Genomic DNA, 24,552 nt, shown 5'->3' on the forward strand with positions numbered 1-24,552 from the left:
ATTGGCACGGTTGTAGCCGGTCGGATTACTGACAACTGTCAACTGATAACTAATAACTTATCATCATGAAAGACCCGCTCATAAAAGCCCTCAAAGAGCTCCTTAACGGCGGCCACGCCCACGCCACCTTTGAAGATGCCGTAAAAGATCTTCCTGCAGAGCTGCAAGGCGAAACACCCGCCAACATGCCCTACAGCATCTGGCAGCTGGTAGAGCACATCCGTATCACACAATGGGACATCCTGGAATTTTCCAAAAGTGAAAAACATGAATCGCCTGAGTGGCCCTCCGGCTATTGGCCCAAAGAAAAAGCCCCGGCGAATGCCGCGGCGTGGAAACACAGCCTCGAGCAGATCCACCGGGACCGTAAAGCCTTTATCTCATTACTGGAGCAAGCAGATGCCGACCTGTATACACCCTTTCCCTGGGGCAACGGCCAGAACCTCCTGCGCGAAGCCATGCTCATCGCCGATCACACCAGCTATCATACCGGCGAAATCATTGTATTAAGGCGCATGCTGAACGCGTGGAAGTAATTAGTTGTCAGTTATCAGTTGTCAGTTGCCAGTGATTGCGTTATTATACCCGCATCAACTCCTGACAACTAACAACTGATAACTGATAACTGACAACTGATAACTGACAACTGTCAACTGACGACTATCGACTGACGACTGACAACTGACAACTAAACCCTCTTCCATAAACAATCCGCAAACCATTGGCGCTGATCCCTGAACTCAGTAACCGGCTCAAAGCCTGTCTGCACTGCCAGCTGCGCAATATCGTCATGGCTGTATTTCTGGGAGATCTCCATGTAGATGGGCTCATGCAGGTCAAAACGCACTTCTACATCATCGCCGATATGTACCACCTGATCCTGCAGGCTGACCAGGTAACTTTTACAGGCGCCGCTGCCCGGATCATACACGGGGTAGTGCTCAAATAAAGCAGGATCAAAATCTGCATGCAGCTCGCGGTTAATGCGGCGCAGCAGGTTGAGGTTAAATTCGCGGGTAAAGCCTGCACTGTCGTTATAGGCGCTGAGGATCACCTGCGGGTGTTTCTTCAGATCAAAGCCCACCAGCAGCAGATCGCCGGGATGCATGCTGTGATACAGGTTGCGGCAGAACTTCCGGGCGGCAGCCGGCGTGAAATTGCCGATGTTGGCGCCCATGAACAGCAGTACTTTCGGGCGGCGGCTTTGCGCCGTTACCTGCAGCAACATGTCGAAGTATTCGCCGTTCATCCCCTGTAATTGCAGATCAGGCAGTTTTGCCGGCAGCTCCTTTTCCAGCTGCGAGATCACGTTGGCCGATATATCTATTGGGTAGTAAGTAAAGCTGGCGCCTGTTTTCAGCAGCTGTCGCAGCAGGTGGATGGACTTGGTGGCATCACCGGGGCCCAGTTCCACCAGGTCAAAATGTGCCATCTGGCTGCTCAGGGACGCGGCAATGGCGGCTGCCTGTTCCTGCATGATCTCCATCTCGCAATCCGTCAGGTAATATTCTTTGCATCGCATGATCTCCTGGAAGAGCCGGTCGCCCTCCGCATCATAGAAATATTTGGAGTCCAGATGCTTAGGCGTCGAGCTTAAACCGCGTACAACGTCCTGGTAAAAGGCGCTTGCCTGGGTCCCGGGTGCGGCGCAGGTCCGCAACGTTTGAATTACAGTGGTGGTATACATAATTTCCGTGATTATTGAGTTAAAAGAGTCGTTAGTCGTAAGTCATTAGTCGTCAGTGACTGTCATTTTTAATAATCGCTTTCATCACTTACGACTAATGACTTACGACTAACGACTTTTAGCTAATCTGATCCCCATAAACTGCCAGCGCAGATGCGGATGAAAGAAGTTCCGGTAAGTGATCCGGCTGTGCCCCGGCGGCGTTACTTCCGAACCGCCGCGCAGCACCATCTGGCTTACCATGAATTTGCCATTGTATTCACCGATGGCGCCGGGTGCTTTAATAAAGCCAGGGTAGGGCAGGTAAGCGCTTTCCGTCCATTCCCAGCGTTCGCCCCATTGCAGTTGTGGGGCGGCTGCTTCCCATTCAAATTCCGTTGGCAGGCGCATGCCTTTCCAGGCGGCATAAGCGGCGGCTTCGTAAAAGCTGATATGACATACCGGCTCATCCAGCAACAAGGGCTGCAGGCCGTGCCAGGTGTAGTGCATCCATTGTCCGTCAATATAATGCCAGTACAAGGGAGCCACCACCTGCTGCGTTTTAACCCAGTCCCAGCCCTCGGCATGCCAGTGACGGAAATCGCGGTAACCGCCATCTTCCATAAAGGCCAGGTATTCACGGTTGCTCACCAGCTGTGTGCTGATGGAATAGGACTGCAGGAAAACACGGTGGCGTTGCAGCTCATTATCAAAACAGAAGCCGTCACCCTGGTAACCGATTTCGTATATGCCTTCCGGTATAGACAGCATTTCCGCCTGCACTTGCCGGGGGGCAAGGCCGCCGGCGGGTTTATCTTTACAGTAGGGCGGGAATAAAGGATTGTGCCCCAGGATATATTTGATGTCTGTATACAACAGCTCCTGGTGCTGTTCTTCATGGTTCAGGCCCAGGATCACCAGCTCCTGTATGGCCGGTGTAAGCTGCCGGCCAAGAAAATCCTGCATGGCCCTGTCTACATGCGCACGGTAACGCATGATGTCTTCTACCGCCGGGCGGCTGAGATTACCGCGATTGGTACGTATCACCCTGGCGCCCACAGATTCGTAGTAGCTGTTGAACACAAAATTGTAATCCGGATCAAATTCCGTATATCCTGGTACGTTAGGCTTAAGCAGGAAGGTTTCGAAGAACCAGGTAGTATGCCCCAGGTGCCATTTAGGCGGGCTTACATCCGCTACGGGCTGCACCACATAGTCTTCTGTTTTCAGGGGAGCGCATATCGCTTCGGATCTTTTTCGAACAGTCTCGTAATTGTTCCATAATTGCATATAACATCCTTTTTGTGCTGAACGTCAGCGTGGTTAACGTTCAGTGTTTATATATTCCTTCAGATCAGAAATGCTTCGAATGTTCAATGTTGCGGCCTGTTGCCTGCGCATCATAAGGGCATAGGTGTTATTGAAGCCAATGGGCGCTAACCACTTTATGCCGTATTGTTGCCGGAATGCGCGGCTCACATGATCATATACTTTTTGTTTGTCCTGGATCAGCGAATCTATCGTTGGCTGTTTGGCCTGCAGGATCACCAGCAGGCCGGTACCTGTGTACTCCGGGTAAAGGTCTATCTGGTCATTGACGAGGGCATCAAAACAGATCTTGGTACCGCCCAGCCCCGTTTTGGTAAGTCCGTGCAGGTCCGTATACCCGTCTACCAGCATCTTGTACATATTGGCCAGGATATACCCATCTCCGAAAATTTTGGAGCCGATACGGACCGTACCTTTTGTGCCTCCGCGGGCCGGCTTCCATAGCTGTTGCGCCACCAGGAAGTCTTTCGCCACTCTGGCCGGGTCTTGTTTCAGATGATCTACCCGGTAGTTGAGCTCCGTCATAATGCTATCATTAATGGTGCCAGACAATTTATTCAGCGCGGGCTCCAGCTCGGGATATTTGTCCAGAGTAGACTGCCGTACGATAGGTGCGGCATAGTAAGGCGGAAAGATATGTTTGTCATCATCCAGCACCACCAGGTCAAATGCTTTCACCCGGCCGTCTGTACTACTCCCGCTGATCACATCCAGCTTTTTTTCGTAGGCCGCTTTGTACATGATCATATCATTGATCACCACTGTACGTATATGCAGGCCGTAAACGGAACGCAGCCCCAGGTCACCATCCCGCCGTCCCATAAATTCCGGGGTGAAACCTGCCAGCAGTTTGGAACCATAAGCGGGCGGCAGCAGGTAAAAAGAAGAAAGCAACAGCAGCACAACAGGCAGCACATATACGGCCTTGCGTGCTTTGCGCAATTGTACCCGCTGCAATAATGACAGCAAGCCGTCAAACAAAATGGCCAGCAATGCGGCAGGTATGGCTCCTGCCAGGATCATATTGGTATTATTCAGTGCAATGCCGCCGAAAATAAATTCTCCCAGGCCGCCGGCAGCAATATATGCTGCCAGTGTAGCCACGCCTACATTGATGACTGTAGCCGTGCGGATGCCTGCCAGGATCACCGGCATGGCCAGCGGCAATTGGATCTTATATAAGAGCTGTTTACGGCTCATGCCCATACCCGTAGCTGCATCTGTGACGGAGGGATTCACTTCGTTGATACCGGTGTAGGTATTTCGGATGATAGGTAGCAGCGCATACAGGAATAAGGCCACAATGGCAGGCTTGGCGCCAATGCCCAGTAAAGGGATCATAAAGCCCAGTAGAGCGATGCTCGGGATGGTTTGCAGAATGCCTGCGATGCCCAGTACCAGCCCTGCCAGTTTTTTCCTGCGGGTAATGAGTATGCCCAGGGGCAGGCCGATGAGCACTGCTATCAGCAGGGAAATAAAGGTAAGGCCAATATGTTGCAGCGTTTGTTCCAGCAGTTTGCCGGATTGCTGCTGCAGGAAATCGCTAAAGCTTTGTTGTGGTTCCATGTGCCTGGGCAGTTTGCTTGTATAGAGAGATAGCGGTCATCAGCGATTTGCTGTCCATTGTATAAACTTCTGTTCTAAAGTCTACAGACAGCACGCCTTCTATCCCCATTGTCTGCTGCAGTGCATCCCAGGCAGAGATCCTGCCCGGTAGTACATGCGGCTGGTAATGATCTGTTTCAGCCGTAGGCGGCAGGTAAGGTTTAAGGTCTGCCAGTGTGAGCGACTTCAGTTCCAGCAGCAGGTGCTGGTCTTTAAAGAAGGCTTTCACAAAATCATTGGCAGGCCTGAAGAGCAGCTCCGCCGGTGTGCCGAGCTGTTGCAATATGCCCTGGTCCATCAGCCCGATGCGGTCGCCCAGTTCAAAGGCTTCCGTTACATCATGTGTAACCAGTATCACCGTCTTATTGTTCAGTTCATCCAGTGCTTTGAACTCGTTTCGCACGCTGGCGCGTGTAACCGGGTCCAGCGCGCCGAAGGGCTCGTCCATCAGCAGGATAGGAGGATCTGCTGCCAGCGCTCTTGCCAGTCCCACTCTCTGCTGCTGTCCACCACTTAACTGGCTGGGAAAGGAATGGCGGTATTCTTCCGGGGGCAGGTGGAGCTTCTCCATGAGTATGTTCACACGTTGAGCGATGCGCTCATCGTCCCATTCCAGCAGCTTGGGCACTACCGCAATGTTTTCAGCTACGGTATAATGGGGGAAAAGGCCATTGTCCTGCAGCACATAGCCGATGCCGCGGCGCAGGAGCTCAGGAGACTGATCCCTGGTCAATTTGCCATTTACGTAGATGTTGCCTTTATCTGGTTCGATCAGCCGGTTGATCATGCGCAGGGTAGTGGTTTTACCGCTGCCGCTGGTACCGAGCAGTACCAGGATCTCGCCCGGGCGCACCTCAAAAGATATGTCGGCTACTGCGGCTTTGTTTGGAGAGAAATACTTGTAGACGTGCTCCAGCTTTATCATGATCAGGTCCTGTGTGAGGTTTGAAGTTCGATGTTTGAGGTTTGAAGTTGGTTGGAAGTTTGAAGTTCGGGACAGGTAAGCAGTGCTGAACATCCAACCGCTAACGAACTTCAAACATCAAACATCAAACCTCAAACCTCAAACCTCAAACCTCAAACCAAGTAATTTATGCAATGATCAATAGACTTGGGGAAAAAGTTACCCACATTGTCCGTTATCCACAATCGCTTATTTATCAAGCGACAAGAAAACATTATTTAGTGATTCAGCATACAAGGGATGGGCAAATACCATCTCCTTCATTTGCTGTGCGGTAATGCCGCCCGCCATCGCCATTTGCAATAAGGACATCAGCTCGCCGCCTTCCGGGCCAAGCACTGCGGCGCCCAGTATTTTGCCGCTGCCTTCTTCTACCAGCACTTTCATAAAGCCCTGCGTATTGCCGGTTTCGATTGCCCGGGCTACACTCTCCATGGGCAGGCTGGCCACTTTATACTGCAATCCCTGTTGGGCGGCTTCTTTTTCAGATAATCCTATTCGTCCCAGCTGCGGGTCTGTGAACATGCAGTAAGGCACCTGTCGGTCAGCAGTGCTCATATTGGCTTTTTCCAGCAGGTTCTTATATACGATCAAATGATCGTGATAGGAGATATGGGTAAACGCCGGACCGCCTTTTACATCTCCCAGGGCGTAGATGCCGGGCTCACTGGTTTCGAGTTGGTCGTTCACCAGGATATAGCCGTGCGCATCTGTTTTTACGCCGGTTTGCTCCAGGCGGAGGGCAGCCGTTTGTGGCGTCCGGCCGGTAGCGATCAGCAGGTGGGAGCCTTCTACGGTATATGCCTGTCCTTCAGTATTGATGGTGAGCACAATATTGCGGCTCGTTTGTTCCACTTGCTGCGCCTGTGCGTTTGTAAAGATGTGAATACCTTCTGCCTCCAGCATCTTGCGGATGGCGCTGGTGACGTCTTCATCCTCGCGTGACAAGAGATGCGGTGATCGCTCTATAATGGTAACCTCGCAGCCGAAACGGCGGTACATTTGTCCGAATTCCAGGGCGATATAGCTGCCGCCCAGTACCAGCAGGTGAGAAGGCAGGGTGGTAAGGTCCAGCAGGGTGGTGCTGGTGAACCAGGGGATGCTATCGAGCCCGGAGATATCCGGGATCAGCGGCCAGGTACCGGTATCAATGAAAATATGTTCTGCGCTGAGCATTTCCGTTCCGCCGTCGTTCAGTGCTACCTGCAGCGTTTTGCGGCCGGTAAAGGAGGCTTCTCCATAGAAGAGCTCCTGGTTCTCGCCCTGCAGCCGCTTTTCACTGCCGGAACGGAACCTGGACACAATTTTGTTCTTTCGCTCTACAACAGCTTCCAGGTTGGTGGCATGGCCATCTATCCGGATTCCCCAACGATCGCTGTTGGCTGCCTCATAGGCCACCTTGGCACTGGCAATCATTGCTTTGGTAGGCGTACAGCCATCATTGATGCAGGTGCCCCCCGGCCAGCGTTTTTCTACCATGGCGGTCTTCCATCCGGCCGTAGCTAATTTACGGGCGAGTGGGGTGCCGCCCTGTCCTGAGCCAATAATAATTGCGTCGAAATGTAGCATGGTGGAAAACGGACCAAATATTATACCACCGACGGAGGGATGTTTGAGGTTTGAAGTTTGAAGTTTGAGGTCTTTACAAGTTGAAAGTCCAACACTTGCCTCCTGATACGGCATATTTATCCCGAACCTCGAACTTCCAACCAACCTCAAACTTCAAACTTCAAACCTCAAACTCATTTTATACCTTTGCGTCCTATGTCTAAAAGTACACTTACGGGTATAGCCGCTGCCGTTATAATCATTGTCAGCGCTTTCCTGCCCTGGCTTACGGTGGAGAGCAGGCAGCTGGTATTTACCGGTTTGCAATCAAAAGGTTCCAATTTTGGTGAGCCGGGAAGGCTGAATATTGTCCTGGCAGTAATAGCCGGTTTATTATTCGTTGCGCAGAAACATTGGGCGCAAAGGTTAAATCTGTTCGTATCAGGCTTCCTCATGGCCTGGACCTTCCGTAACATGGTGCTGTTTGCGCGTTGCGAGATGGGAGAGTGCCCGCATAAGGAGATCGGGCTTTACCTGTCATTGATAGGGGCGATAGCAGCGTTTATAAGTGTAGTTGCTACTCCGCGGAAAGCTAAAAGCTAGCGGCTAACTGCCGATGGCTATCCTCACGAGGTATACTGCCAGCCAGATCCCTGCTGTCAGCAATAAATACCTGAATGTTACGATCCACAGCCGTTGTCCGGTTATTTTCGCTTTGATGATCCCGAAAACCGTAGCGCTCAGGAATACCAGCAGGCTGCTAAGGCGGGAGGATGCACTGAAGTTCTCATTAGCGAAATAAGGCCAGCAGGGAATAAGGGCGCCTAACAGGAAGCATACGCCGGCTACCAGGGCACTGCGTAAGGCGCGCATGGGGTGCCAGCTTACCATTTGTACTTTTTCCTGTTCAAGGGTGGCGGCCCAGCGGGTGGCATCCTGCGCTATTTCCTGCTCTATGTGTTCGATGGTTTCCCCGGTAATATCCAGTTTATGCAGTTTTTTTCTTCTTTGGGAGAGAGGGAGGATTCGTCATGCGGATCGCCGCGGTTGGCCTGCCAGGAAGTGATCATAACCAATACCGCCCCTGCCAGCGATACCCAGATGATCAGGTCATAGAACTGCTGTACGCTGACGTTCAGCGCCTGGATCACCAGGGTGGCAAAGAACAGCAGGAATAACCCATCAGGAAACCCGATCAGGAAATCGGTTCTCCAGCCGGTGCTTCTTATGGCCTTTTCGTTTCTTGGCATCCCGCTTTAATTAATAATTAAGAATGAATAATTAACAGTTTGTAATTCATGTTACAGTATGACTGTCTACTAACGCAGTAAGACTACCAATATTATTAATTCTTAATTATTCATTATTAATTATCCGAGGGCAGCCAGGCTCTTTCCGATAATGGAAACGCATTCCCTGATCTGGGCGGCGTTGATCAGCAGTGGCGGCGCAAAGCGGATCTTATCGCCGTGCGTAGGTTTTGCCAGCAGGCCATTTTCTTTCAGGGAGAGGCAAAGTTCCCAGGCGGCTTCGGGGTTGGAATGCGTAATAACAATGGCATTCAGCAAGCCTTTCCCACGTACGGTCTTAATATAAGGGGATTGCAGGCCTTCAAGGCCATCCCGCAACAATTGGCCCATCGCCTGGGCGTTTTCGGCCATCTTTTCTTCTTTCAGTACATTGAGCGCGGTAATAGCTACTTTACAGGCCAGGGGATTACCGCCGTAGGTGGACCCATGCTCGCCGGGTTTGATGGTGAGCATGATCTCATCGTCGGCCAGTACGGCCGATACCGGGAGCGTACCGCCGGAAAGGGCTTTTCCAAGTATCAATATATCAGGGCGTACGTTTTCCAGGTCGCAGCACAGCATAGCGCCGGTACGGGCAAGGCCCGTCTGGATCTCGTCTGCCATGAACAGCACATTGGCGTCTGTACAATATTGACGGGCTTTGGCCAGGTAACCATCGGCAGGTACCATTACGCCCGCTTCGCCCTGTATGGGCTCTACCAGGAAGCCGGCTACGTTCGGGTCTTGCAGGGCCTTTTCGAGGGCCGGCAGGTCGTTATAGGGAATTACTTCATAACCAGGCATATAGGGACCAAACTCCTTACGCGCAGCCGGATCTGTGCTGAAAGAGATCACGTTCAGGGTACGGCCGTGGAAGTTATTGGCGCAGGTAATGATCTTTGCCTTGCCTTCCGGTATGCCCTTTACGGTATATCCCCAGCGACGGCACAGCTTCAGCGCGGTTTCCACCGCTTCCACGCCCGTGTTCATCGGCAGCACCTTGTCGTAACCAAAGAATTGGGTGACAAAGGCCGCGTACTCGCCCAGCAGGTCGCTATGGAAAGCCCTGGAGGTAAGGGTGAGGCGCTGGGCCTGTTCTATCAGCGTAGCAATGATCCGGGGATGGCAATGTCCCTGGTTCACCGCCGAATAACCGGAAAGGAAATCGTAGTAGCGTTTATCGTCCACATCCCATACAAACACGCCTTCGCCCCGGCTCAGCACTACGGGCAGCGGATGGTAGTTATGGGCGCCGTATTGTTCTTCCAGCGCGAGGTAATGTTGTGTTTTTTCAGAGAGCGTAAAAGCGGGTACCATAAAGGCAAAGGTACTTTAAAAGTTTGAGGTCTGAGGTTTATGGGTTTGAGGTTTGAGGTTTGAGGTTTGAGGTTCGTTGAAGGTTACAGGTTGTGAGGCAAGTTGCTGGTCCGTAACTTCAAACATCTAACGAACCTCAAACCTCAAACCTCAAACTTCAAACCTCAAACCTCAAACTTTATACATTTTTAAGCCTGTCCACCAACTGTATATATTCCTCCTTCGCCTTTTCCTTCGTCTTTCCTTTCTGCGCCAGCCAGGCTTCATACTTTGCTTTTCCTACAATATCAAAGAGGTTGGTGGGGGGGCTCGGTATTAACCTCTCCTTCAGAGGCCTGTTTATAAAGAGAATACAGCTGCAGCAGGGTCTCATTGTCCGGTTTTTCCGCTAAAGTCTTGCTGGCCGCGACTGCCGCTTCAAATTGTTGCTCAAGGTCCATAATGGTGATTTAGAACGAAAATATAGTCAAAATTTGAATACCTTTGTGGTTTCAGATTTATGAAGCATATCAGGAATTTTTGCATTATTGCGCATATAGATCACGGCAAAAGCACACTGGCTGACCGGCTGCTGGAAAGTACCAAGACCATCTCTGAAAGGGATATGCAGGCCCAGGTGCTGGACGATATGGACCTCGAAAAGAGAAAAAGGGATCACCATTAAGAGCCACGCCATCCAGATGAACTATACCTACCAGGGAGAACAGTACACCTTCAACCTGATAGATACCCCCGGGCACGTTGACTTTTCCTACGAAGTATCCCGCGCACTGGCGGCCTGCGAAGGCGCCCTGCTGCTGGTAGACGCCACCCAGGGCATACAGGCCCAGACCATCTCCAACCTCTACCTCGCAGTAGATAACGACCTGGAGATCATCCCCGTAATTAACAAGATCGATATGGACGGCGCTATGATCCCCGAAGTAAAGGATCAGATCGTGGAGCTGATTGGCTGCAAGGAGGACGAGATCCTGCTGGCATCCGGTAAAACCGGTATCGGTATTGATGAGATACTGGAGGCCATCGTAAAACGCATCCCGCCTCCCAAAGGAGAGCCGGAAGCGCCCCTGCAGGCCCTGATATTTGATAGCGTATTCAACTCCTTCCGTGGTATCATCGCCTACTTCCGTGTATACAGCGGTAGTATCAAGAAAGGCGATAAGGTGAAATTCGTGAACACCGGCCAGGATTACTTTGCTGACGAAGTAGGTATTCTTCGCCTGGGACTGGAGCCCAGGAACGAGGTGAAGACCGGCGACGTAGGCTATATCATTACCGGTATCAAGAACGCCAAGGAAGTGAAAGTGGGCGATACCATCACCCTCAGCGCCAACCCCGGCGCCGGCATCAAAGGCTTCGAAGAAGTGAAGCCCATGGTATTTGCCGGTATCTTCCCGGTAAATACAGATGATTTCGAAGAGCTGCGCGACTGTATGGACAAGCTCCAGCTGAACGACGCCTCGCTCACATACGAGCTGGAAACCTCCCAGGCCCTCGGCTTCGGTTTCCGTTGCGGCTTCCTCGGCATGCTGCACATGGAGATCATCCAGGAAAGGCTGGAACGTGAGTTCAACCAAACCGTGATCACCACCGTACCCAACGTAGGCTTCATTGCATACACTACCAAAAAGGAAGTGCTGACCGTGAACAACCCCTCCGAAATGCCGGACCCCAGCAGGCTGGAACGCATTGAGGAGCCGTTTATCCGCGCGCAGATCATTACCAAGCCGGAGTACATCGGTAATATCATGACCCTCTGCCTGGGCAAACGCGGTATCCTCCTTAACCAGAGCTACCTGACCACCACCCGTGTAGAGCTCATTTTTGAGCTGCCCTTAACGGAAATAGTATTCGACTTCTACGATAAACTGAAGAGCCAGACCCGTGGCTACGCTTCGTTCGATTATTCGCCCATCGGCCTTCGCGAGAGCGATATCGTGAAAATGGATATCCTCCTGAACGGCGACAAAGTGGATGCCCTCAGCGCATTGATCCACCGCGGCCGTGCACAGGACTTTGGCCGCAAACTTTGCGAAAAGCTGAAAGAGCTGCTGCCCCGCCAGCAGTTTATGATCGCTATACAGGCGGCCATCGGCGCCAAGATCGTTGCCCGCGAAACCATCAGCGCCATGCGTAAAGACGTTACCGCCAAATGTTATGGCGGCGACATCTCCCGTAAGCGTAAACTGCTTGAGAAGCAGAAAGAAGGTAAGAAGCGTATGCGCCAGATTGGCAACGTAGAAGTACCGCAGGAAGCCTTCCTGGCAGTACTGAAATTAGACGATTAAGAACGGAAGCTTATAATAACAGAAGTCGTTAGTCGTAAGTCGTTAGTCATTAGTGTGCGAACATTCTCTTTCATCACTAATGACTAACGACTAAAGACTGACGACTTTTATTTTTAACGCGCATGAACACCGTTATTTCCTGGAGCGGCGGCAAGGACAGTTGCTATGCCATGATGCAGGCAAAAGCCGCCGGTCACCATCCCCTGGCCTTATTAAGTATGATGAATGAGAACGGCAAAATATCCCGTTCCCACGGCCTGCCACATGAGCTGATCCTGCGGCAGTCGGAAGCGCTCGGCTTGCCCATCGGCACTATTCCCACTACCTGGGAGGCGTATGAAGTTCGCTTCATTGCTGCCCTGCAGCAGATGGTAGCCATCTACGGCGTGGAAGCCGCTGTGTTCGGAGATATTGACCTGCAGCCACACCGTGAATGGGAAGAAAAGGTATGCGCCGCCGCTGGTATTGAGGCCCTGCTGCCGCTCTGGCAACAGCCCCGCCGCCAACTGGTAAAAGCCATGCTGGAAAGCGGTATCCGTACCATGATCGTTTCCTGCAATACTCACCTGGGACCTGATTTCTTGGGCAGGATCATGGATGCGCAATTACTGGCAGATCTGGAAGCTAAAGGTGTGGATGTAGCAGGAGAGAACGGGGAGTATCATACGCTGGTACTGGATTGTCCGCTGTTTAAGGCGCCGCTGGAGGTGGGGAGATATACCAAGGTGCAGCATGAAAACTATCATTTTTTGCAGTTTGAGGTTTAAAGTCTGAGGTTTGAGGTTCGTTGGAGGTTAAATGTCCAAAGCAGTATTTTACCTTTTAACGCTGACTTGAATTGAACCTGCAACTTTCAACAAACCTCAAACCTCAGACTTCAAACCTCAAACCATAAAAAAACGAGTCCCGTTCCAACCGGAACGGGACTCGTTTTTTATATAAGAAGTGAATGACTAAGCTAATTGCTGTTGATGCCCGAAAGCATAACGTTTGATCAGCGCATATGCGCCAAACAGCAGGGCGCTGTAAAACACGCTACCCATAATGGTGTTCAGGAGAAAATTACCAAACATATCATTCCGGAAGAACGGAATAGCAGCTGCATAACAAGTGATCAAACCGCCCAGTGTGCGCGGGTACATACCGCTCAGCATCCATACCCCTGCATTGGAGATCAGGAAGAACAGGATGCCGGTACCGATGGAGGCCAGCAGGATGGTCAGCGCATTTACTTTCTTTATTTGGGTGCCGATCAGCGTGATCAGCAGGAAGGCGCCGTATACAAAGAACATCTGGGCTCCGTAGAAACCATCGATGTTAGTGAACATCTCAAAGAAGAGGTCTGTCAGGAACAGGGTAGCCAGGGGTAAGATATAAGCCAGGCGCTTATCTTTGATCACCACGCCGCCAAACAGGGCGCTGGCGCCGATGGCGGTGAAGTTCCACAGCTGCAGCTCATTGGATACCAGGCGGCCCAGGCCAGCCAGTAAGATTAAGGCTGCGATCAATAATATTTCGGGTAAGGATGACTTTTTCATATGTCTAAATTACGCAATTTTCAATAGTTATCAAACAGGAACGCTTGCCTTGTACAGCAGGCCTTCTCCTTCCATTTTATAGGTTTCGCCGGCGGCAACAAAAACAGACTGACCTTGCTGCAGGTCTAAAGTGTCGCTGCCGCTGATCACTGCGCTGCCATGCAGTACCAGCATGATCTCAGCTGCTTTGGCAGTATTTTCGTATACAGTTCCGGGTTTTAGCTTGATCTGGCTCACCACGAAATCGGGCGCAGGGGAGGAGTAGATCCTTTCTGCGGCATTCGCGGCGGGCTCGCCTTTCAGGATCTGTGGGTGAACGGCTTCAAAACGGGTATGCTTGAGCAGCTCCGGCACATCGATATGTTTGGGTGTGAGGCCACCGCGCAGCACGTTATCAGAATTGGCCATCAGCTCTACGTTCTGTCCTTCCAGGTAAGCATGCGGAACGCCGGCGTCCTGGAAAACAGCATCGCCGGGCTGGGTTTGCACAATATTGAAGAAGTAGATGGAGAAGATGCCCCTGTCCAGGCGCTCCAGTCCCTGCGGGTCATTGTCTATGGCACGGCCTGCCCAGAACGCCGGATCGGATTTCTGCAGCTTATTCTGCTTGTATGCCGGAAGGATCCTTTCAGCCAGCGGGCGCAGGAAGGTGTTCACCTGGTCCTGCGGCATTTCCATCACGGTTTTATATAATCCGTAGTAGCCTTCTTCTTCGTATACACTTTTCAGTGAGTTGAACTCCGGCACGGCGTCCAGCACATTTGCAAGCTTATCTTCGGGCAAAAACCCGTGTAAAAGCCAGAACTCGCTGAGGGCCACCATGATCTCGGGCTTATGGTTGGCGTCTTTGTAATTGCGGTGCGGCGCATTGAGGGGAATGCCGGCAGCATTTTCCCTGGCAAAGCCTTTCTCCGCCTCTGCTTTGGTAGGGTGCACCTGGATGGAGAGCATTTCTCTCACGTCCAGCACCTTGAAGAGGTAGGGCAGTTCCTTAAAGCGTTCCCATACGGGGGCGCCGATCACTTCAGCGGGTTGACGGCTGATGAGCTGGTCCAGCGTAAGGGTATCGCCATTAAGATGAATGGCTGAAGGAGCGCTGGGATGTGCGCCCATCCAGTATTCTGCCGAAGGTTCCTTTCCTGCGGGAATACCCAGTAATTGTGGTATGTAATTATAACCGCCCCAGGCGTAGTGCTGTATCTTGCCAACCAGCCGGAATAACTTTTTATCAACTGCAGCCATTTGTGTAGATTTACTGATTATCAGGTTAAAACCGGTCCCAAAATTAGTTGAAAAAATGGCTTCCCATAATGAGCTGGGCAAAAAAGGAGAGCAGATCGCCCGGATGTATGTACAGGAGCAGGCTTACGAAATTATTCACAGCAATTGGAAATGGGGCAAAAAGGAGATCGACATTATCGCCCGCAAGGGAAACGAGCTCATTTTCATTGAAGTAAAGACCCGTATCAACAGTTTATTTGGCTGGCCGGAAGAGGCGGTGCACCATAAAAAAAGAAAGTTCCTGCAGGGGGCCGCAGAAGTTTACCTGGAACGAAGCGGGGATACACCGGCGGCTATACGTTTTGATATTATCGCTATTACCTTTACCCGGGGAGAGCAGTACGAGCTGGAGCATTTTGAGGATGCGTTTTAATGTATGTAACATCGCTATGGACCCCCGCAGGAATGTTATAATGACGTAAAGTATTGGTATAAGATACGTAATGATATAGTAACTCTTTAAAGAGTTGCTATATCGTTACTATATCGTTACTATATCGTTACTTTATCCGGGAAGTTTCCATCAGAAAAACAGCCAGTTTCACAGGGAAGTTAATTAAAAAACCGTTAGCTACCAGCATTCAGCTAACAGCTAACGGCCAAAAGCTAATCGCCCTATTAATTCCACACGCCTGTATAATTCAGTGGCGTGATCGCTTTCAATTCTTTTTTCAATGCTGCACTGATCTTCAATCCATCAATAAACTGCTGCATGGTCTTTTGCGTGATCTGTTCGCCGCCACGGGTCAGCTCTTTCAGGGCCTCATACGGCTGCGGGTAGTTTTCGCGGCGCAATACGGTCTGAATAGCTTCTGCTACTACGGCCCAGTTGTTTTCCAGGTCTTCCTTCAGCTTGGCTTCATTCAGGATCAGTTTGTCCAGTCCTTTTTGTATGGAACGCAGGGCCAGCAGGCTGTGACCAAAGGGCACGCCGATGTTGCGCAGCACGGTAGAATCGGTCAGGTCGCGCTGCAGGCGGGAGATGGGCAGCTTGGCGCTCAGGTGCTCAAACAGGGCATTGCCCACGCCCAGGTTGCCTTCCGCATTCTCAAAGTCGATCGGGTTCACTTTGTGCGGCATGGCGCTGGAGCCTACTTCGTTCTTCTTCACTTTCTGCTTGAAGTAGTCCATGGAGATGTAAGTCCATATATCGCGGCAGAGGTCTGTCAGTATGTTATTGATCCGTTTCAGCGCGTCGAACTGGGCGGACAGGTTATCGTAATGCTCTATCTGGGTGGTATAGCGCATGCGCTGCAGGCCCAGGGAGCTGTTCACGAATTTATCGGCAAACTTTTCCCAGTTCACTTTCGGGAAGGCTACGTGGTGGGCGTTGAAATTGCCGGTAGCACCGCCGAATTTGGCTGCGAAGGGCACATTGCTCAGCAGCTTCACCTGGCCTTCCAGCCTTTCTACGAACACCAGGATCTCTTTGCCGAGAATGGTGGGGGAGGCAGGTTGTCCGTGAGTGCGGGCCAGCATGGGGATCTTCATCCAGCCTTTGGCCAGTTTCTTCAGTTCGAGCACCATGTTGGCGATGGCGGGCATATACACCTGCTCTACGGCTTCTTTCCAGAGGAGCGGGGTAGCGGTATTGTTTATGTCCTGGGAGGTAAGGCCGAAATGCACCCATTCCAGCTTGTCTTCCAGGTCCAGGCGTTTCAGCTCATTTTTCACGAAATATTCCACGGCTTTTACGTCGTGGTTGGTGATCTTTTCGGTTTCCTTGATCAGCTGTGCATTCTCAACGCTGAAATCCTGGTAGATCTTGCGCAGGGCGGGCACTTTAGCTTTAGGCAGGGTGAACACCTTTTGATCTGCCAGCGCTATGAAGTATTCGATCTCCACCAGTACACGGTAACGTATCAACGCGTATTCAGAAAAATAGGCAGACAATTCTTCGAGTTGTCTGCGATAGCGTCCGTCTAAGGGAGAAATGGCAGTTAAAGGCTGTAATGTCATAATGCTTTGAAGTCTGGGAATTCGTTTAAATTTGGCCCCAAAAATACAGAAATTGGAACGGAAAGTAAAAGTAGCGGCAGTAAGTTATTTGAATACCAAGCCTTTGTTATATGGTTTCAGGGGACATGCAGTAATGAAAATGACGGAACTCACCATGGATTACCCGGCAGTCATCGCCCGGCAGCTGATAGAAGGCAGTGTGGATGTAGCGCTGGTACCGGTAGCGGTGATCCCTAAAATGCAGGAATCACATATCATCTCAGACTTTTGCATAGGAGCGGAGGGGCCTGTAGCCTCCGTTTGCCTGTTCAGCGACGTGCCTTTAAAGGACATCAAACGCATCTACCTGGATTACCAAAGCCGCACTTCTGTGGCCCTGCTGAAACTACTGGTGCGCGACTACTGGCGGCTGGATGTTGAGCTGGTAGAAACCAGCGGCGATTACCAGCAGCTGATCCAGGGCACGGATGCCGGACTGGTGATCGGCGACAGGGCGCTGGAGCAACGCAAAGTCTCTCCTTACATCTATGACCTGGCAGAAGCCTGGATGCGCTTTACCAGCCTTCCTTTTGTATTTGCCGCATGGGTGAGCAACAAACCGCTTCCAATCGAATTCATACAGGAGTTCAATAATGCCAATAGCATTGGCATACACAATATACCTGCCGTAGTAGCAGAAAACCCTTACCCGGTGTTTGATCTCACGGCATATTATACCAAACATATCAGCTATCCCCTGACGCCGGCGAAAAGGCAGGGGATGCAGAAGTTTCTTTCTTATTTGGTTTGAAGTTTGAAGTTTGAGGTTGGTTAAAGGTTCCAGGTTATGAGGCAAGTTGCTGGTTAGTAACGTCTAACTTCTAACGAACTTCAAACTTCAAACTTCAAACCTCAAACTTTTTTCTTAACTTCCTGCAAATACTGCATTTATGAATATCGGTATCCTTGGTAGTGGGGCGGTAGGGCTCACTTTGGGCGCCGGATTTGTAGGAATGGGCCACCATGTCATTATTGGAACGCGTAACCCCGCCAAGGAAGCGCTGCAGCAATGGGCAAAACGCCAGGGCCCCCTGGCGAGCATCAGCACATTCAGGGAAGCCGCCGCATCCGGGCATCTTATTGTTATCTGCGTTAGCTGGACCGGCGCCAAAAGTGCGATAGAGCAAGCCGGTATCTGGAATTTCAAAGGCAAAACGGTAGTAGATGTGACCAATCCGCTGGATGGTAAAGGTCCCGATGAGGACGGGCGCCTGTCTTTCGTGAATGGCCTCCATTCTGCCGGAGAACAGATCCAGGCATGGCTGCCGCCGGACGCTTATGTGGTGAAAGCCCTGAGCTGCGTAGGACATGAGATCATGTTCCAGCATGAGGTGGAAGGAGAAAAGCCCACCATGTTCATTTGCGGTAATAATCCACAGGCAAAGAAAGAAGTAAGTGCCATCCTGAACCAGATGGGCTGGGAAGATGTGGCAGATATGGGAAAGATCATCATGAGCCGGAATATAGAGCCGTTATGCATATTATGGAGCGCCATCGGCTTCCGCACCGGCAGCTGGGACCATGCCTTCAAGATCGTAAGGCCAAAGAAGAAAAAGGCATAAAGCAAAGGCGCAAAGCATATAGCCTTGCGCCTTCGCAGCAGGATAATTATCAAACCTTAGATTAAAAATGTCAGGAGATTGGTGGCCGTATCGCCGGTATTTCCCAGGCTATTGGCAGCACTGAGCACAAGGCCGGCAGCAATCGCGCCCGCTGATGCAGCAAGTGACGTTAACAATCCACCGCCTTCAATGGTGGCCAGTTCATTTTCAGTAAGCGGGGTTAGCTGAACATGCTGTAATGTTTCCAAAAAAAGCTTTGTGATCATAAGATTCTTACAATCACAAAGCTCTTATAGTATCATCGTTTGACCTAATCCGGGCGGCTCTAAATTATCCGCAGAAGAGGTAAAAAATAGCTACTGGCTCTTAGCCGCTGGCTTTTAGCAATTGCCCTGAATGTTAAATCACTTTGATCGCTAAAAGCTAATAGCCAGCAACTGACAGCTATTTCTTCAATGCCTCCTTCATCTCTTTCACTGTCTTCATCTCTCTCACTTTCACATAGAAACTCGGGTCCACCTTAAACAGGGTGGGATCCATGTAGCTCAGGTTAGCGGTGGCCCAGCGGTGGCCGGGGTGAATGAACTGGAAATTATTCTCGCCCACCGTAACCTTCACGGGCATATCAAAATCAGGTACGGAAGAAGACCAGCGGAAATACAGCACCTGTCCTACAATGCGGTATTGCAGTTCGGGCAGGGTGGTATCGCGCAGGTACTGATCAAATGTTTTCTGGAAATTGATGCCGCTCTTCTGGCTGATGTAGCGCTCTACCTGCGCGCCGGTAACCGTCTGATGCATAAAGTCGGTATTGAGGCCACGCAGGATCTGCCTGAACTTCTCATCATCATTCACGATCAGGCGGATCATGTGCAGCATGGTGCCGCCTTTGTAGTACATATCGCCGGAGCCTTCAGTGTTCACGTTATATGGACCGATGATCGGCATATCGTTTTTGATGTTCTTGCGGCAACCGATATTGTATTCGCTGCCGGCGGCCTGGCCAAACTCGCACTCTGTAAAGAGCGTCTCGGAGTAGTTGGTAAAGCTCTCATGCACCCACATATCGGCAATGTCTTTGGTGGTGATATTGTTACCAAACCATTCGTGGCCGCTTTCGTGCACAATGATGAAATCCCATTTCAGGCCCTGGCCGGTGCCGGAAAGGTCCTTGCCTTTGTAGCCCATCTGGTACCCGTTGCCATAGGCCACCGCACTCTGGTGCTCCATGCCCAGGTGAGGCGCATCTACCAGCTTATAGCTGTCCTTATAGAAAGGATATTTGCCAAACCAGAACTCAAAGCAGTGCAGCATGGGCTTTACCACCGCGAAATGTTTTTTTGCTTTTTCCACGTTATAATCCAGCACCCAAAAGCTGAGATCCAGCTTACCGGCAACGCCTGCGTAAGTATCCCTGATCTCTTTATAGTTCCCGATATTGAGGGCTACGTCGTAGTTGTTGATAGGACTGCTCACGTACCATGTATAGGTAACGGTGCCGTCTTTGTTGTCTGTACGCAGTTTAAGGCGGCCGTTGGAAACATCTGTCAGATCTTCCGGCACGGTAACGTTAATGGTCATATATTGCGGCTCGTCGCTCTGGTGGTCTTTATTGGGCCACCACACGCTGGCGCCTAATCCCTGGCAGGCAGTTGCGATCCAGGGGCGGCCCTGTTCATCGCGGGTCCAAACCACGCCGCCGTCCCAGGGCGCGTTTTTCGCTCTTTTGGGCTTACCGTGATAGTACACGGTGATCTGGCGGGTAGTGCCTTTTTTATCGGCTTTCGGCAGCTGTATAAACCAGGCGTTGCAGCCGATGGTATCCCGGGTGTAGGTCAGTTTAGACTGGGTAGTGATCTTTAAGCTGTCGATGTCTACGATCACACTGTCGATCATCATTGGGTCCTGCAGGTCTATTTGCATAATGCTGTCGGGTGTCAGCACCTGGTACGTAATGGTATTATAGCCGCTGAAAGTGCTGTCTTTCAGCGACACATTTACGTTGAGGTCATATGCCACCACGTCCCACCAGGCGCGCTGAGGGGTGATACTGCCCCGAAGGGTATCTGCCCGGGAAAACCTGGATGGCTGGGGGCCTTTTAAAGGCGACTGCTTCTGCTGGGCCTGCGCCCCCAATGCCGCCATCAACATCATCATGAATAACATAGGTACGCCACGCATAATTCCGAATAGTATTTTGGGCGGCAAGATATTAATTTGCAGCGTAAAATGTAAAACGGTCATTGTAAAATGATAGATAATAATTATAAGAGGATGGACGTTAGGCAGATCCATGTATCCCTCCCTATTGGTTTCAGTAGCTTCCTTTTATTGCTGTCATTTTTGTTCCTTGGCGCCTGCCATTCCAGGCAGCACCCGGCCAGGCAGGTGTTCCGGGTAAATAGGGACGATGGTATTACTTCCCTCGATCCCGCTTTTGCCAAGAACCAGGCCATCATGTGGGCCGTTCACCAGTTATACGGTACCCTGGTGGAGCCGGACAGCCAGATGGTGATCCGTCCCTGGCTGGCCAGCCGCTGGGAAGAATCGGCAGATCATCTCACTTATACCTTCTACCTGCGGCCGGATGTCTATTTTCATGACAATGAGGCTTTCCCGGGCGGAAAGGGCAGGAAGCTGAGGGCGCAGGATGTGGTATACAGCTTCCGCCGGCTCATGGACCCGGCCACTGCCTCGCCGGGAGCATGGGTATTTAACGGCAAGGTAGATCCGGATAAAGGCTTCCAGGCGTTGAATGATTCCGTTTTCCAGCTTCGCCTGCTGGAGCCCTTCCATCCCATACTGGGCATCCTCAGCATGCAGTACTGCTCTATTGTACCGCAGGAGGCAGTGGAAAAGTACGGGAAGGATTTCCGCCGGCACCCCGTGGGTACGGGGCCTTTCCTGTTCCACGACTGGGACGAGGGCCAGGCCCTGATCCTGCACCGCAACCCGCGTTATTTTGAGAAAGATGAACAAGGGCGGCAACTACCTTACCTGGACGCCGTGAAATTTACCTTCCTGGATAGTAAAGCCACTGAATTCCTGTTATTCAGGCAGGGACAGCTGGATTTTATGAATGATATAGACGCTTCTTTCAAAGATGAAGTGCTCACCAAGACCGGCCAGCTGAAAAAGGAATGGAACGGCAAGATGGTGCTGGCTAAAAGCCCTTTCCTGAATGTGGAATACCTCGGCTTTTTGATGGACAGCAGCAAAACAACTGTGGAACAATCGCCCACCCGCCTGAAAAATATACGGCTGGCCATCAACTACGGGTTTGACCGTACGAAGCTGATGACCTACCTGCGTAACAGCATCGGTACGCCTGCCAACAGCGGCTTTGTGCCCAGGGGCCTGCCTTCTTTTGACGCGGCTAAAGTAAAAGGCTATACGTATGACCCCGCTTTGGCGCGGCAGCTGCTAAAGGATGCGGGTTTCCCCGAAGGCAAGGGCCTGCCCGTTATCAGGGTGCTGACCATCCCGCTATATGCAGACCTGGCCAATTATATTGCCAACCAGCTGCAGGAGATTGGCCTGCGCATCCAGGTGGAGGTGGTGCAGAAAAGCCTGCTGCTGGAACAAACCGCGAAATCAGCGGCTGTTTTTTTCCGGGGTACCTGGATCGCCGACTACCCGGATGCCGAAAGCTACCTGGCCTTCTTTTATGGTAAGAATCCGGCTCCGCCCAATTATACCCGCTACAGCAACCCGGCATATGACCAGCTTTATGAAAAGGCCCTGCGGGAAACCAACGATTCCCTCCGCTATGAACTGTACCGGGAAATGGACCGCATGATTGTGGCAGACGCTCCCGTGGTGCCCGTGTTCTATGACGAGGCCATCCATTTTCTGCAACCTAATGTAAGCGGCATGCGTAACAACGGCCTCAACTTGCTGGAATTACGATGGGTACAGGTCTCAGGTAAATCTTAGTATAACGTCTTCATCCTTATAGAGATAATCTATGCGCCAATCGACTCTTTTAACAAATTATTTTGATTTTTTACCCTACCTTTACCCCTTATTATTCCATTTTTTCAAGCAGGTTAGGAGCCGGTTTTTGACTATTACTGAGAACTAACCAATAATAATTTTTTAATGATAGCGATCTTGATCTTTTTTGGTGTGCATTGGTTCTTCTCATTGTTCTTTCACACTTTCTTCCTCCACAGGTATGCTTCTCACCAGATGTATACTGCCAGCAAGGGCTGGGAACGCGTTTTCTATTTCAGCACCTGGTTTTTCCAGGGCTCTTCCTACCTGGTTCCAAGGGCGTATGGTGTAATGCACCGTATGCATCACGAATATAGCGATACCGAGCATGATCCGCATTCTCCTCACTTCTTTAAAGACGTTTGGACGATGATGGTGCAGACCCGTAAATTGTATAACAGTTTCCTTACCCGCAAAAACGTGCCGGATGCCAAGTTCACTGCAGAACCTTTACCGGAGTGGCATTCATTGGATCGTTTCGGCGACCACATACTGACCCGCGTAGTGTTTGCGCTGGGATACATTGCCTTTTATGTAGCTTTCGCACCCAGCTGGATCTGGTTCCTGCTGCTGCCGATCCACTTCCTGATGGGACCTGTACAGGGAGCAATCGTAAACTGGTGCGGTCACAAATACGGTTACAGCAACTTCAATAACCACGACCACTCCCGCAACACTTCTCCCTGGGGCATCCTGCTGCTGGGTGAGCTGTTCCAGAATAACCACCACATGTACAAGGACAGTCCGAACTTCGCCAAGAAATGGTTTGAATTCGATCCTACCTACCCGGTGATGAAGCTGATGAACTTTGTGGGTATCATCCGGCTGAAGAGCGCGAAAGTGAAGAAAGCGCAATACAAGGCGGCAGCCTGAGTTTGATCAATTCATCTTCTATAATACAGAAAAGCGTCCTGGTATGACCGGGACGCTTTTTTTATAATATAATATTATCCTACAGATAACTCAGCCACCATTGTTCCCGGCGCCTTGCCTTATATGCCGCATAACGTTTACACAAGGGGTATAGGACCAGTACCAACAGGATCCAGATAACGTAGATCCAGGGTAAAGTGAGCCCGTAGCTGTCGATGATCTTAGGCGTATCCAGCACAAAATTGTGGGTCAGCATGGCGCCCAGGGGATGTCCCATGCCTACCGCCACGGCGATGGCGATCAGGTGGATGAGCTGGAAATGGATCACGAAATAGAACAAGGGCACCCGGCCCAGCACCACCAGCGGGTTCTCTGACGAGATAGAAATGGTCTGCAGCCCGGATAATAGCAGCAATACCGGCCCAAGGGTAACCAGCAGGAACAGCAAGGAAGGCGGGTACTTCAGCACATTAAAAAAAGACATCAGGGTTTGTACGGCAGTAGCGCCCGGTTGCCATCTCAGGGGATCACCATAGATATTTATATAGCGGAGCACAATGAACAGGAAGATAGCAGACAAGCCCATTACCCGCAGCAGGCGGGTACGCCTGGCAGGATCAAATTCCGGGCGGAATAGCATGCCCAGTCCGTAACCCGCCATCACCAAACCCACCCAGGGAATCAGGGGGTAAGCGAAGAGGAAAGTGATATTCCCTAACTGGGTAGCGCCCGGGGCGTGTAAAAGACTCCAGATGATCTGGGCGGTAGAACCTGGCGCGAACTGGACCCCATCCAGGGTGTTGTGAAAAAAGATCAGTATCAGTCCGACAACAGGTATGATCCTTTCCGGCAGATATACCAGCAAGGAAAGCAGGATCATCCCGGATCCCATTACTGCCAATACACTAAAGCCGATTAATGTGGGAGTAAAGGAAAATGCGAGGCTCATGATCGTAAAGTCCACAAAAATAAGCCATAAGCCACGGGTAAGCAGGAAGCGCGATAGTTCCTGTTTGCCTTTACGCAGCCCTACCAGGTAAGCTGAAGTGCCGGACAACATTACAAAAGTAGGTGCGCAGAAATGGGTGATCCAGCGGGTCAGGTAAAGGACTGGTGTGGTTTTGGAAGCATCCAGGGGATTGTAAAGAAACGCGTCGTGGTGAAGCAGGTCCCGTACGTGATCAAGGGCCATGATCACCATCACGAGGCCGCGGAGAAGGTCAATGCTCCGGATGCGGTAGGAAGGCGCTGGAATCGAGGCGGTTATGGTCATCGGGTGAGTGTTTGAAGTTTGAAGT

Annotated in this window: 26 protein-coding genes; 10 read left to right on the plus strand and 16 right to left on the minus strand. The window is 51.2% G+C overall.

Features of this window, described 5'->3' with window-relative positions:
- Nucleotides 1-65: 65 nt before the first annotated feature.
- Complete coding sequence (locus tag ACR9Y8_RS01010) at nucleotides 66-536, plus strand: DinB family protein (protein WP_481211357.1); 471 nt, start codon at nucleotides 66-68, stop codon at nucleotides 534-536.
- Between the two features lie 152 nt (nucleotides 537-688).
- On the opposite strand, the gene ACR9Y8_RS01015 is transcribed toward ACR9Y8_RS01010, so the two are convergent.
- The 5 genes from ACR9Y8_RS01015 to ACR9Y8_RS01035 form a co-directional block, all read right to left on the minus strand.
- The gene (locus ACR9Y8_RS01015) at nucleotides 689-1,687 is read right to left on the minus strand and encodes an L-histidine N(alpha)-methyltransferase (RefSeq protein WP_481211358.1); all 999 of its coding nucleotides are present in this window, start codon (nucleotides 1,685-1,687) and stop codon (nucleotides 689-691) included.
- 108 nt (nucleotides 1,688-1,795) lie between these two features.
- A complete protein-coding gene (gene egtB, locus ACR9Y8_RS01020; RefSeq protein ID WP_481211359.1) occupies nucleotides 1,796-2,956 on the minus strand; it encodes an ergothioneine biosynthesis protein EgtB in 1,161 nt (386 codons plus the stop codon).
- A 33-nt stretch (nucleotides 2,957-2,989) separates the two neighbouring features.
- Complete coding sequence (locus ACR9Y8_RS01025; protein ID WP_481211360.1) at nucleotides 2,990-4,561, minus strand: ABC transporter permease/substrate-binding protein; 1,572 nt, start codon at nucleotides 4,559-4,561, stop codon at nucleotides 2,990-2,992.
- Nucleotides 4,539-5,525 carry an ABC transporter ATP-binding protein gene (locus tag ACR9Y8_RS01030; protein ID WP_481211361.1) on the minus strand — a complete coding sequence of 329 codons (987 nt, stop codon included), beginning with the start codon at nucleotides 5,523-5,525 and terminating at the stop codon, nucleotides 4,539-4,541. Before ACR9Y8_RS01030 ends, ACR9Y8_RS01025 begins: the two co-directional genes overlap by 23 nt.
- 228 nt (nucleotides 5,526-5,753) lie before the next feature.
- Nucleotides 5,754-7,133, minus strand: a complete 1,380-nt coding sequence (locus ACR9Y8_RS01035) for a mercuric reductase (RefSeq protein ID WP_481211362.1) — start codon at nucleotides 7,131-7,133, stop codon at nucleotides 5,754-5,756.
- Nucleotides 7,134-7,328: 195 nt separating this feature from the next.
- Here ACR9Y8_RS01035 and ACR9Y8_RS01040 point away from each other — a divergent pair, with 195 nt between their 5' ends.
- Nucleotides 7,329-7,715: a hypothetical protein gene (locus ACR9Y8_RS01040; protein ID WP_481211363.1), complete on the plus strand. Its 387-nt coding sequence runs from the start codon at nucleotides 7,329-7,331 to the stop codon at nucleotides 7,713-7,715.
- A 3-nt stretch (nucleotides 7,716-7,718) separates the two neighbouring features.
- Here ACR9Y8_RS01040 and ACR9Y8_RS01045 read toward each other — a convergent pair whose 3' ends face one another.
- From ACR9Y8_RS01045 to ACR9Y8_RS01065, 5 genes are all read right to left on the minus strand, one after another.
- On the minus strand, nucleotides 7,719-8,138 hold the full coding sequence (locus ACR9Y8_RS01045) for a VIT1/CCC1 transporter family protein (RefSeq protein WP_481216206.1): 420 nt from the start codon (nucleotides 8,136-8,138) through the stop codon (nucleotides 7,719-7,721).
- The gene (locus ACR9Y8_RS01050; RefSeq protein WP_481211364.1) at nucleotides 8,066-8,362 is read right to left on the minus strand and encodes a hypothetical protein; all 297 of its coding nucleotides are present in this window, start codon (nucleotides 8,360-8,362) and stop codon (nucleotides 8,066-8,068) included. Before ACR9Y8_RS01050 ends, ACR9Y8_RS01045 begins: the two co-directional genes overlap by 73 nt.
- Before the next feature lie 120 nt (nucleotides 8,363-8,482).
- The gene (gene rocD / locus ACR9Y8_RS01055) at nucleotides 8,483-9,718 is read right to left on the minus strand and encodes an ornithine--oxo-acid transaminase (RefSeq protein WP_481211365.1); all 1,236 of its coding nucleotides are present in this window, start codon (nucleotides 9,716-9,718) and stop codon (nucleotides 8,483-8,485) included.
- 178 nt (nucleotides 9,719-9,896) lie between these two features.
- Nucleotides 9,897-10,070 (minus strand): acyl-CoA-binding protein, encoded by a 174-nt coding sequence (locus ACR9Y8_RS01060; RefSeq protein ID WP_481216207.1) that lies wholly within the window; start codon nucleotides 10,068-10,070, stop codon nucleotides 9,897-9,899.
- Nucleotides 10,006-10,158 (minus strand): acyl-CoA-binding protein, encoded by a 153-nt coding sequence (locus ACR9Y8_RS01065; protein WP_481211366.1) that lies wholly within the window; start codon nucleotides 10,156-10,158, stop codon nucleotides 10,006-10,008. The genes ACR9Y8_RS01060 and ACR9Y8_RS01065 overlap by 65 nt, the downstream gene beginning before the upstream one ends.
- Nucleotides 10,159-10,217: 59 nt before the next feature.
- On the opposite strand from ACR9Y8_RS01065, the gene ACR9Y8_RS01070 reads away from it, so the two are divergent.
- From ACR9Y8_RS01070 to ACR9Y8_RS01080, 3 genes are all read left to right on the plus strand, one after another.
- Nucleotides 10,218-10,382, plus strand: a complete 165-nt coding sequence (locus tag ACR9Y8_RS01070) for a GTP-binding protein (protein ID WP_481211367.1) — start codon at nucleotides 10,218-10,220, stop codon at nucleotides 10,380-10,382.
- Nucleotides 10,383-10,398: 16 nt separating this feature from the next.
- A complete protein-coding gene (lepA, locus tag ACR9Y8_RS01075; RefSeq protein WP_481211368.1) occupies nucleotides 10,399-12,006 on the plus strand; it encodes a translation elongation factor 4 in 1,608 nt (535 codons plus the stop codon).
- Between the two features lie 122 nt (nucleotides 12,007-12,128).
- Nucleotides 12,129-12,773, plus strand: coding sequence for a Dph6-related ATP pyrophosphatase (locus tag ACR9Y8_RS01080; protein WP_481211369.1), 645 nt, complete (start codon nucleotides 12,129-12,131; stop codon nucleotides 12,771-12,773).
- A 186-nt stretch (nucleotides 12,774-12,959) separates the two neighbouring features.
- Here ACR9Y8_RS01080 and ACR9Y8_RS01085 read toward each other — a convergent pair whose 3' ends face one another.
- Together ACR9Y8_RS01085 and manA are read right to left on the minus strand one after the other, a co-directional pair.
- Nucleotides 12,960-13,544: a DUF6580 family putative transport protein gene (locus ACR9Y8_RS01085; protein ID WP_481211370.1), complete on the minus strand. Its 585-nt coding sequence runs from the start codon at nucleotides 13,542-13,544 to the stop codon at nucleotides 12,960-12,962.
- Nucleotides 13,545-13,574: 30 nt separating this feature from the next.
- On the minus strand, nucleotides 13,575-14,786 hold the full coding sequence (gene manA / locus ACR9Y8_RS01090; RefSeq protein ID WP_481211371.1) for a mannose-6-phosphate isomerase, class I: 1,212 nt from the start codon (nucleotides 14,784-14,786) through the stop codon (nucleotides 13,575-13,577).
- Between the two features lie 55 nt (nucleotides 14,787-14,841).
- Here manA and ACR9Y8_RS01095 point away from each other — a divergent pair, with 55 nt between their 5' ends.
- Nucleotides 14,842-15,198: a YraN family protein gene (locus tag ACR9Y8_RS01095; protein ID WP_481211372.1), complete on the plus strand. Its 357-nt coding sequence runs from the start codon at nucleotides 14,842-14,844 to the stop codon at nucleotides 15,196-15,198.
- Between the two features lie 245 nt (nucleotides 15,199-15,443).
- Here ACR9Y8_RS01095 and purB read toward each other — a convergent pair whose 3' ends face one another.
- Nucleotides 15,444-16,784 (minus strand): adenylosuccinate lyase, encoded by a 1,341-nt coding sequence (purB, locus tag ACR9Y8_RS01100; RefSeq protein ID WP_481211373.1) that lies wholly within the window; start codon nucleotides 16,782-16,784, stop codon nucleotides 15,444-15,446.
- Nucleotides 16,785-16,836: 52 nt separating this feature from the next.
- Between purB and ACR9Y8_RS01105 the strand changes: the two genes are divergently transcribed.
- Both ACR9Y8_RS01105 and ACR9Y8_RS01110 read left to right on the plus strand, forming a co-directional pair.
- Nucleotides 16,837-17,574 carry a menaquinone biosynthetic enzyme MqnA/MqnD family protein gene (locus ACR9Y8_RS01105; protein ID WP_481211374.1) on the plus strand — a complete coding sequence of 246 codons (738 nt, stop codon included), beginning with the start codon at nucleotides 16,837-16,839 and terminating at the stop codon, nucleotides 17,572-17,574.
- A 139-nt stretch (nucleotides 17,575-17,713) separates the two neighbouring features.
- Entirely contained in the window at nucleotides 17,714-18,385 is a 672-nt protein-coding gene (locus ACR9Y8_RS01110; protein WP_481211375.1) for an NADPH-dependent F420 reductase, read from the plus strand.
- Between the two features lie 56 nt (nucleotides 18,386-18,441).
- On the opposite strand, the gene ACR9Y8_RS01115 is transcribed toward ACR9Y8_RS01110, so the two are convergent.
- Both ACR9Y8_RS01115 and ACR9Y8_RS01120 read right to left on the minus strand, forming a co-directional pair.
- Entirely contained in the window at nucleotides 18,442-18,633 is a 192-nt protein-coding gene (locus tag ACR9Y8_RS01115; RefSeq protein ID WP_481211376.1) for a bacteriocin, read from the minus strand.
- 196 nt (nucleotides 18,634-18,829) lie between these two features.
- Nucleotides 18,830-20,566: a M1 family metallopeptidase gene (locus ACR9Y8_RS01120; RefSeq protein WP_481211377.1), complete on the minus strand. Its 1,737-nt coding sequence runs from the start codon at nucleotides 20,564-20,566 to the stop codon at nucleotides 18,830-18,832.
- A gap of 69 nt (nucleotides 20,567-20,635) precedes the next feature.
- Here ACR9Y8_RS01120 and ACR9Y8_RS01125 point away from each other — a divergent pair, with 69 nt between their 5' ends.
- On the plus strand, nucleotides 20,636-22,321 hold the full coding sequence (locus ACR9Y8_RS01125; RefSeq protein WP_481211378.1) for an ABC transporter substrate-binding protein: 1,686 nt from the start codon (nucleotides 20,636-20,638) through the stop codon (nucleotides 22,319-22,321).
- Between the two features lie 165 nt (nucleotides 22,322-22,486).
- The gene (locus tag ACR9Y8_RS01130; protein WP_481211379.1) at nucleotides 22,487-23,254 is read left to right on the plus strand and encodes a fatty acid desaturase; all 768 of its coding nucleotides are present in this window, start codon (nucleotides 22,487-22,489) and stop codon (nucleotides 23,252-23,254) included.
- Between the two features lie 79 nt (nucleotides 23,255-23,333).
- On the opposite strand, the gene ACR9Y8_RS01135 is transcribed toward ACR9Y8_RS01130, so the two are convergent.
- Nucleotides 23,334-24,527 (minus strand): acetyltransferase domain-containing protein, encoded by a 1,194-nt coding sequence (locus tag ACR9Y8_RS01135; protein WP_481211380.1) that lies wholly within the window; start codon nucleotides 24,525-24,527, stop codon nucleotides 23,334-23,336.
- Between the last annotated feature and the right edge of the window lie 25 nt (nucleotides 24,528-24,552).

The organism is Chitinophaga sp. SVR4-12A, from assembly GCF_056754765.1.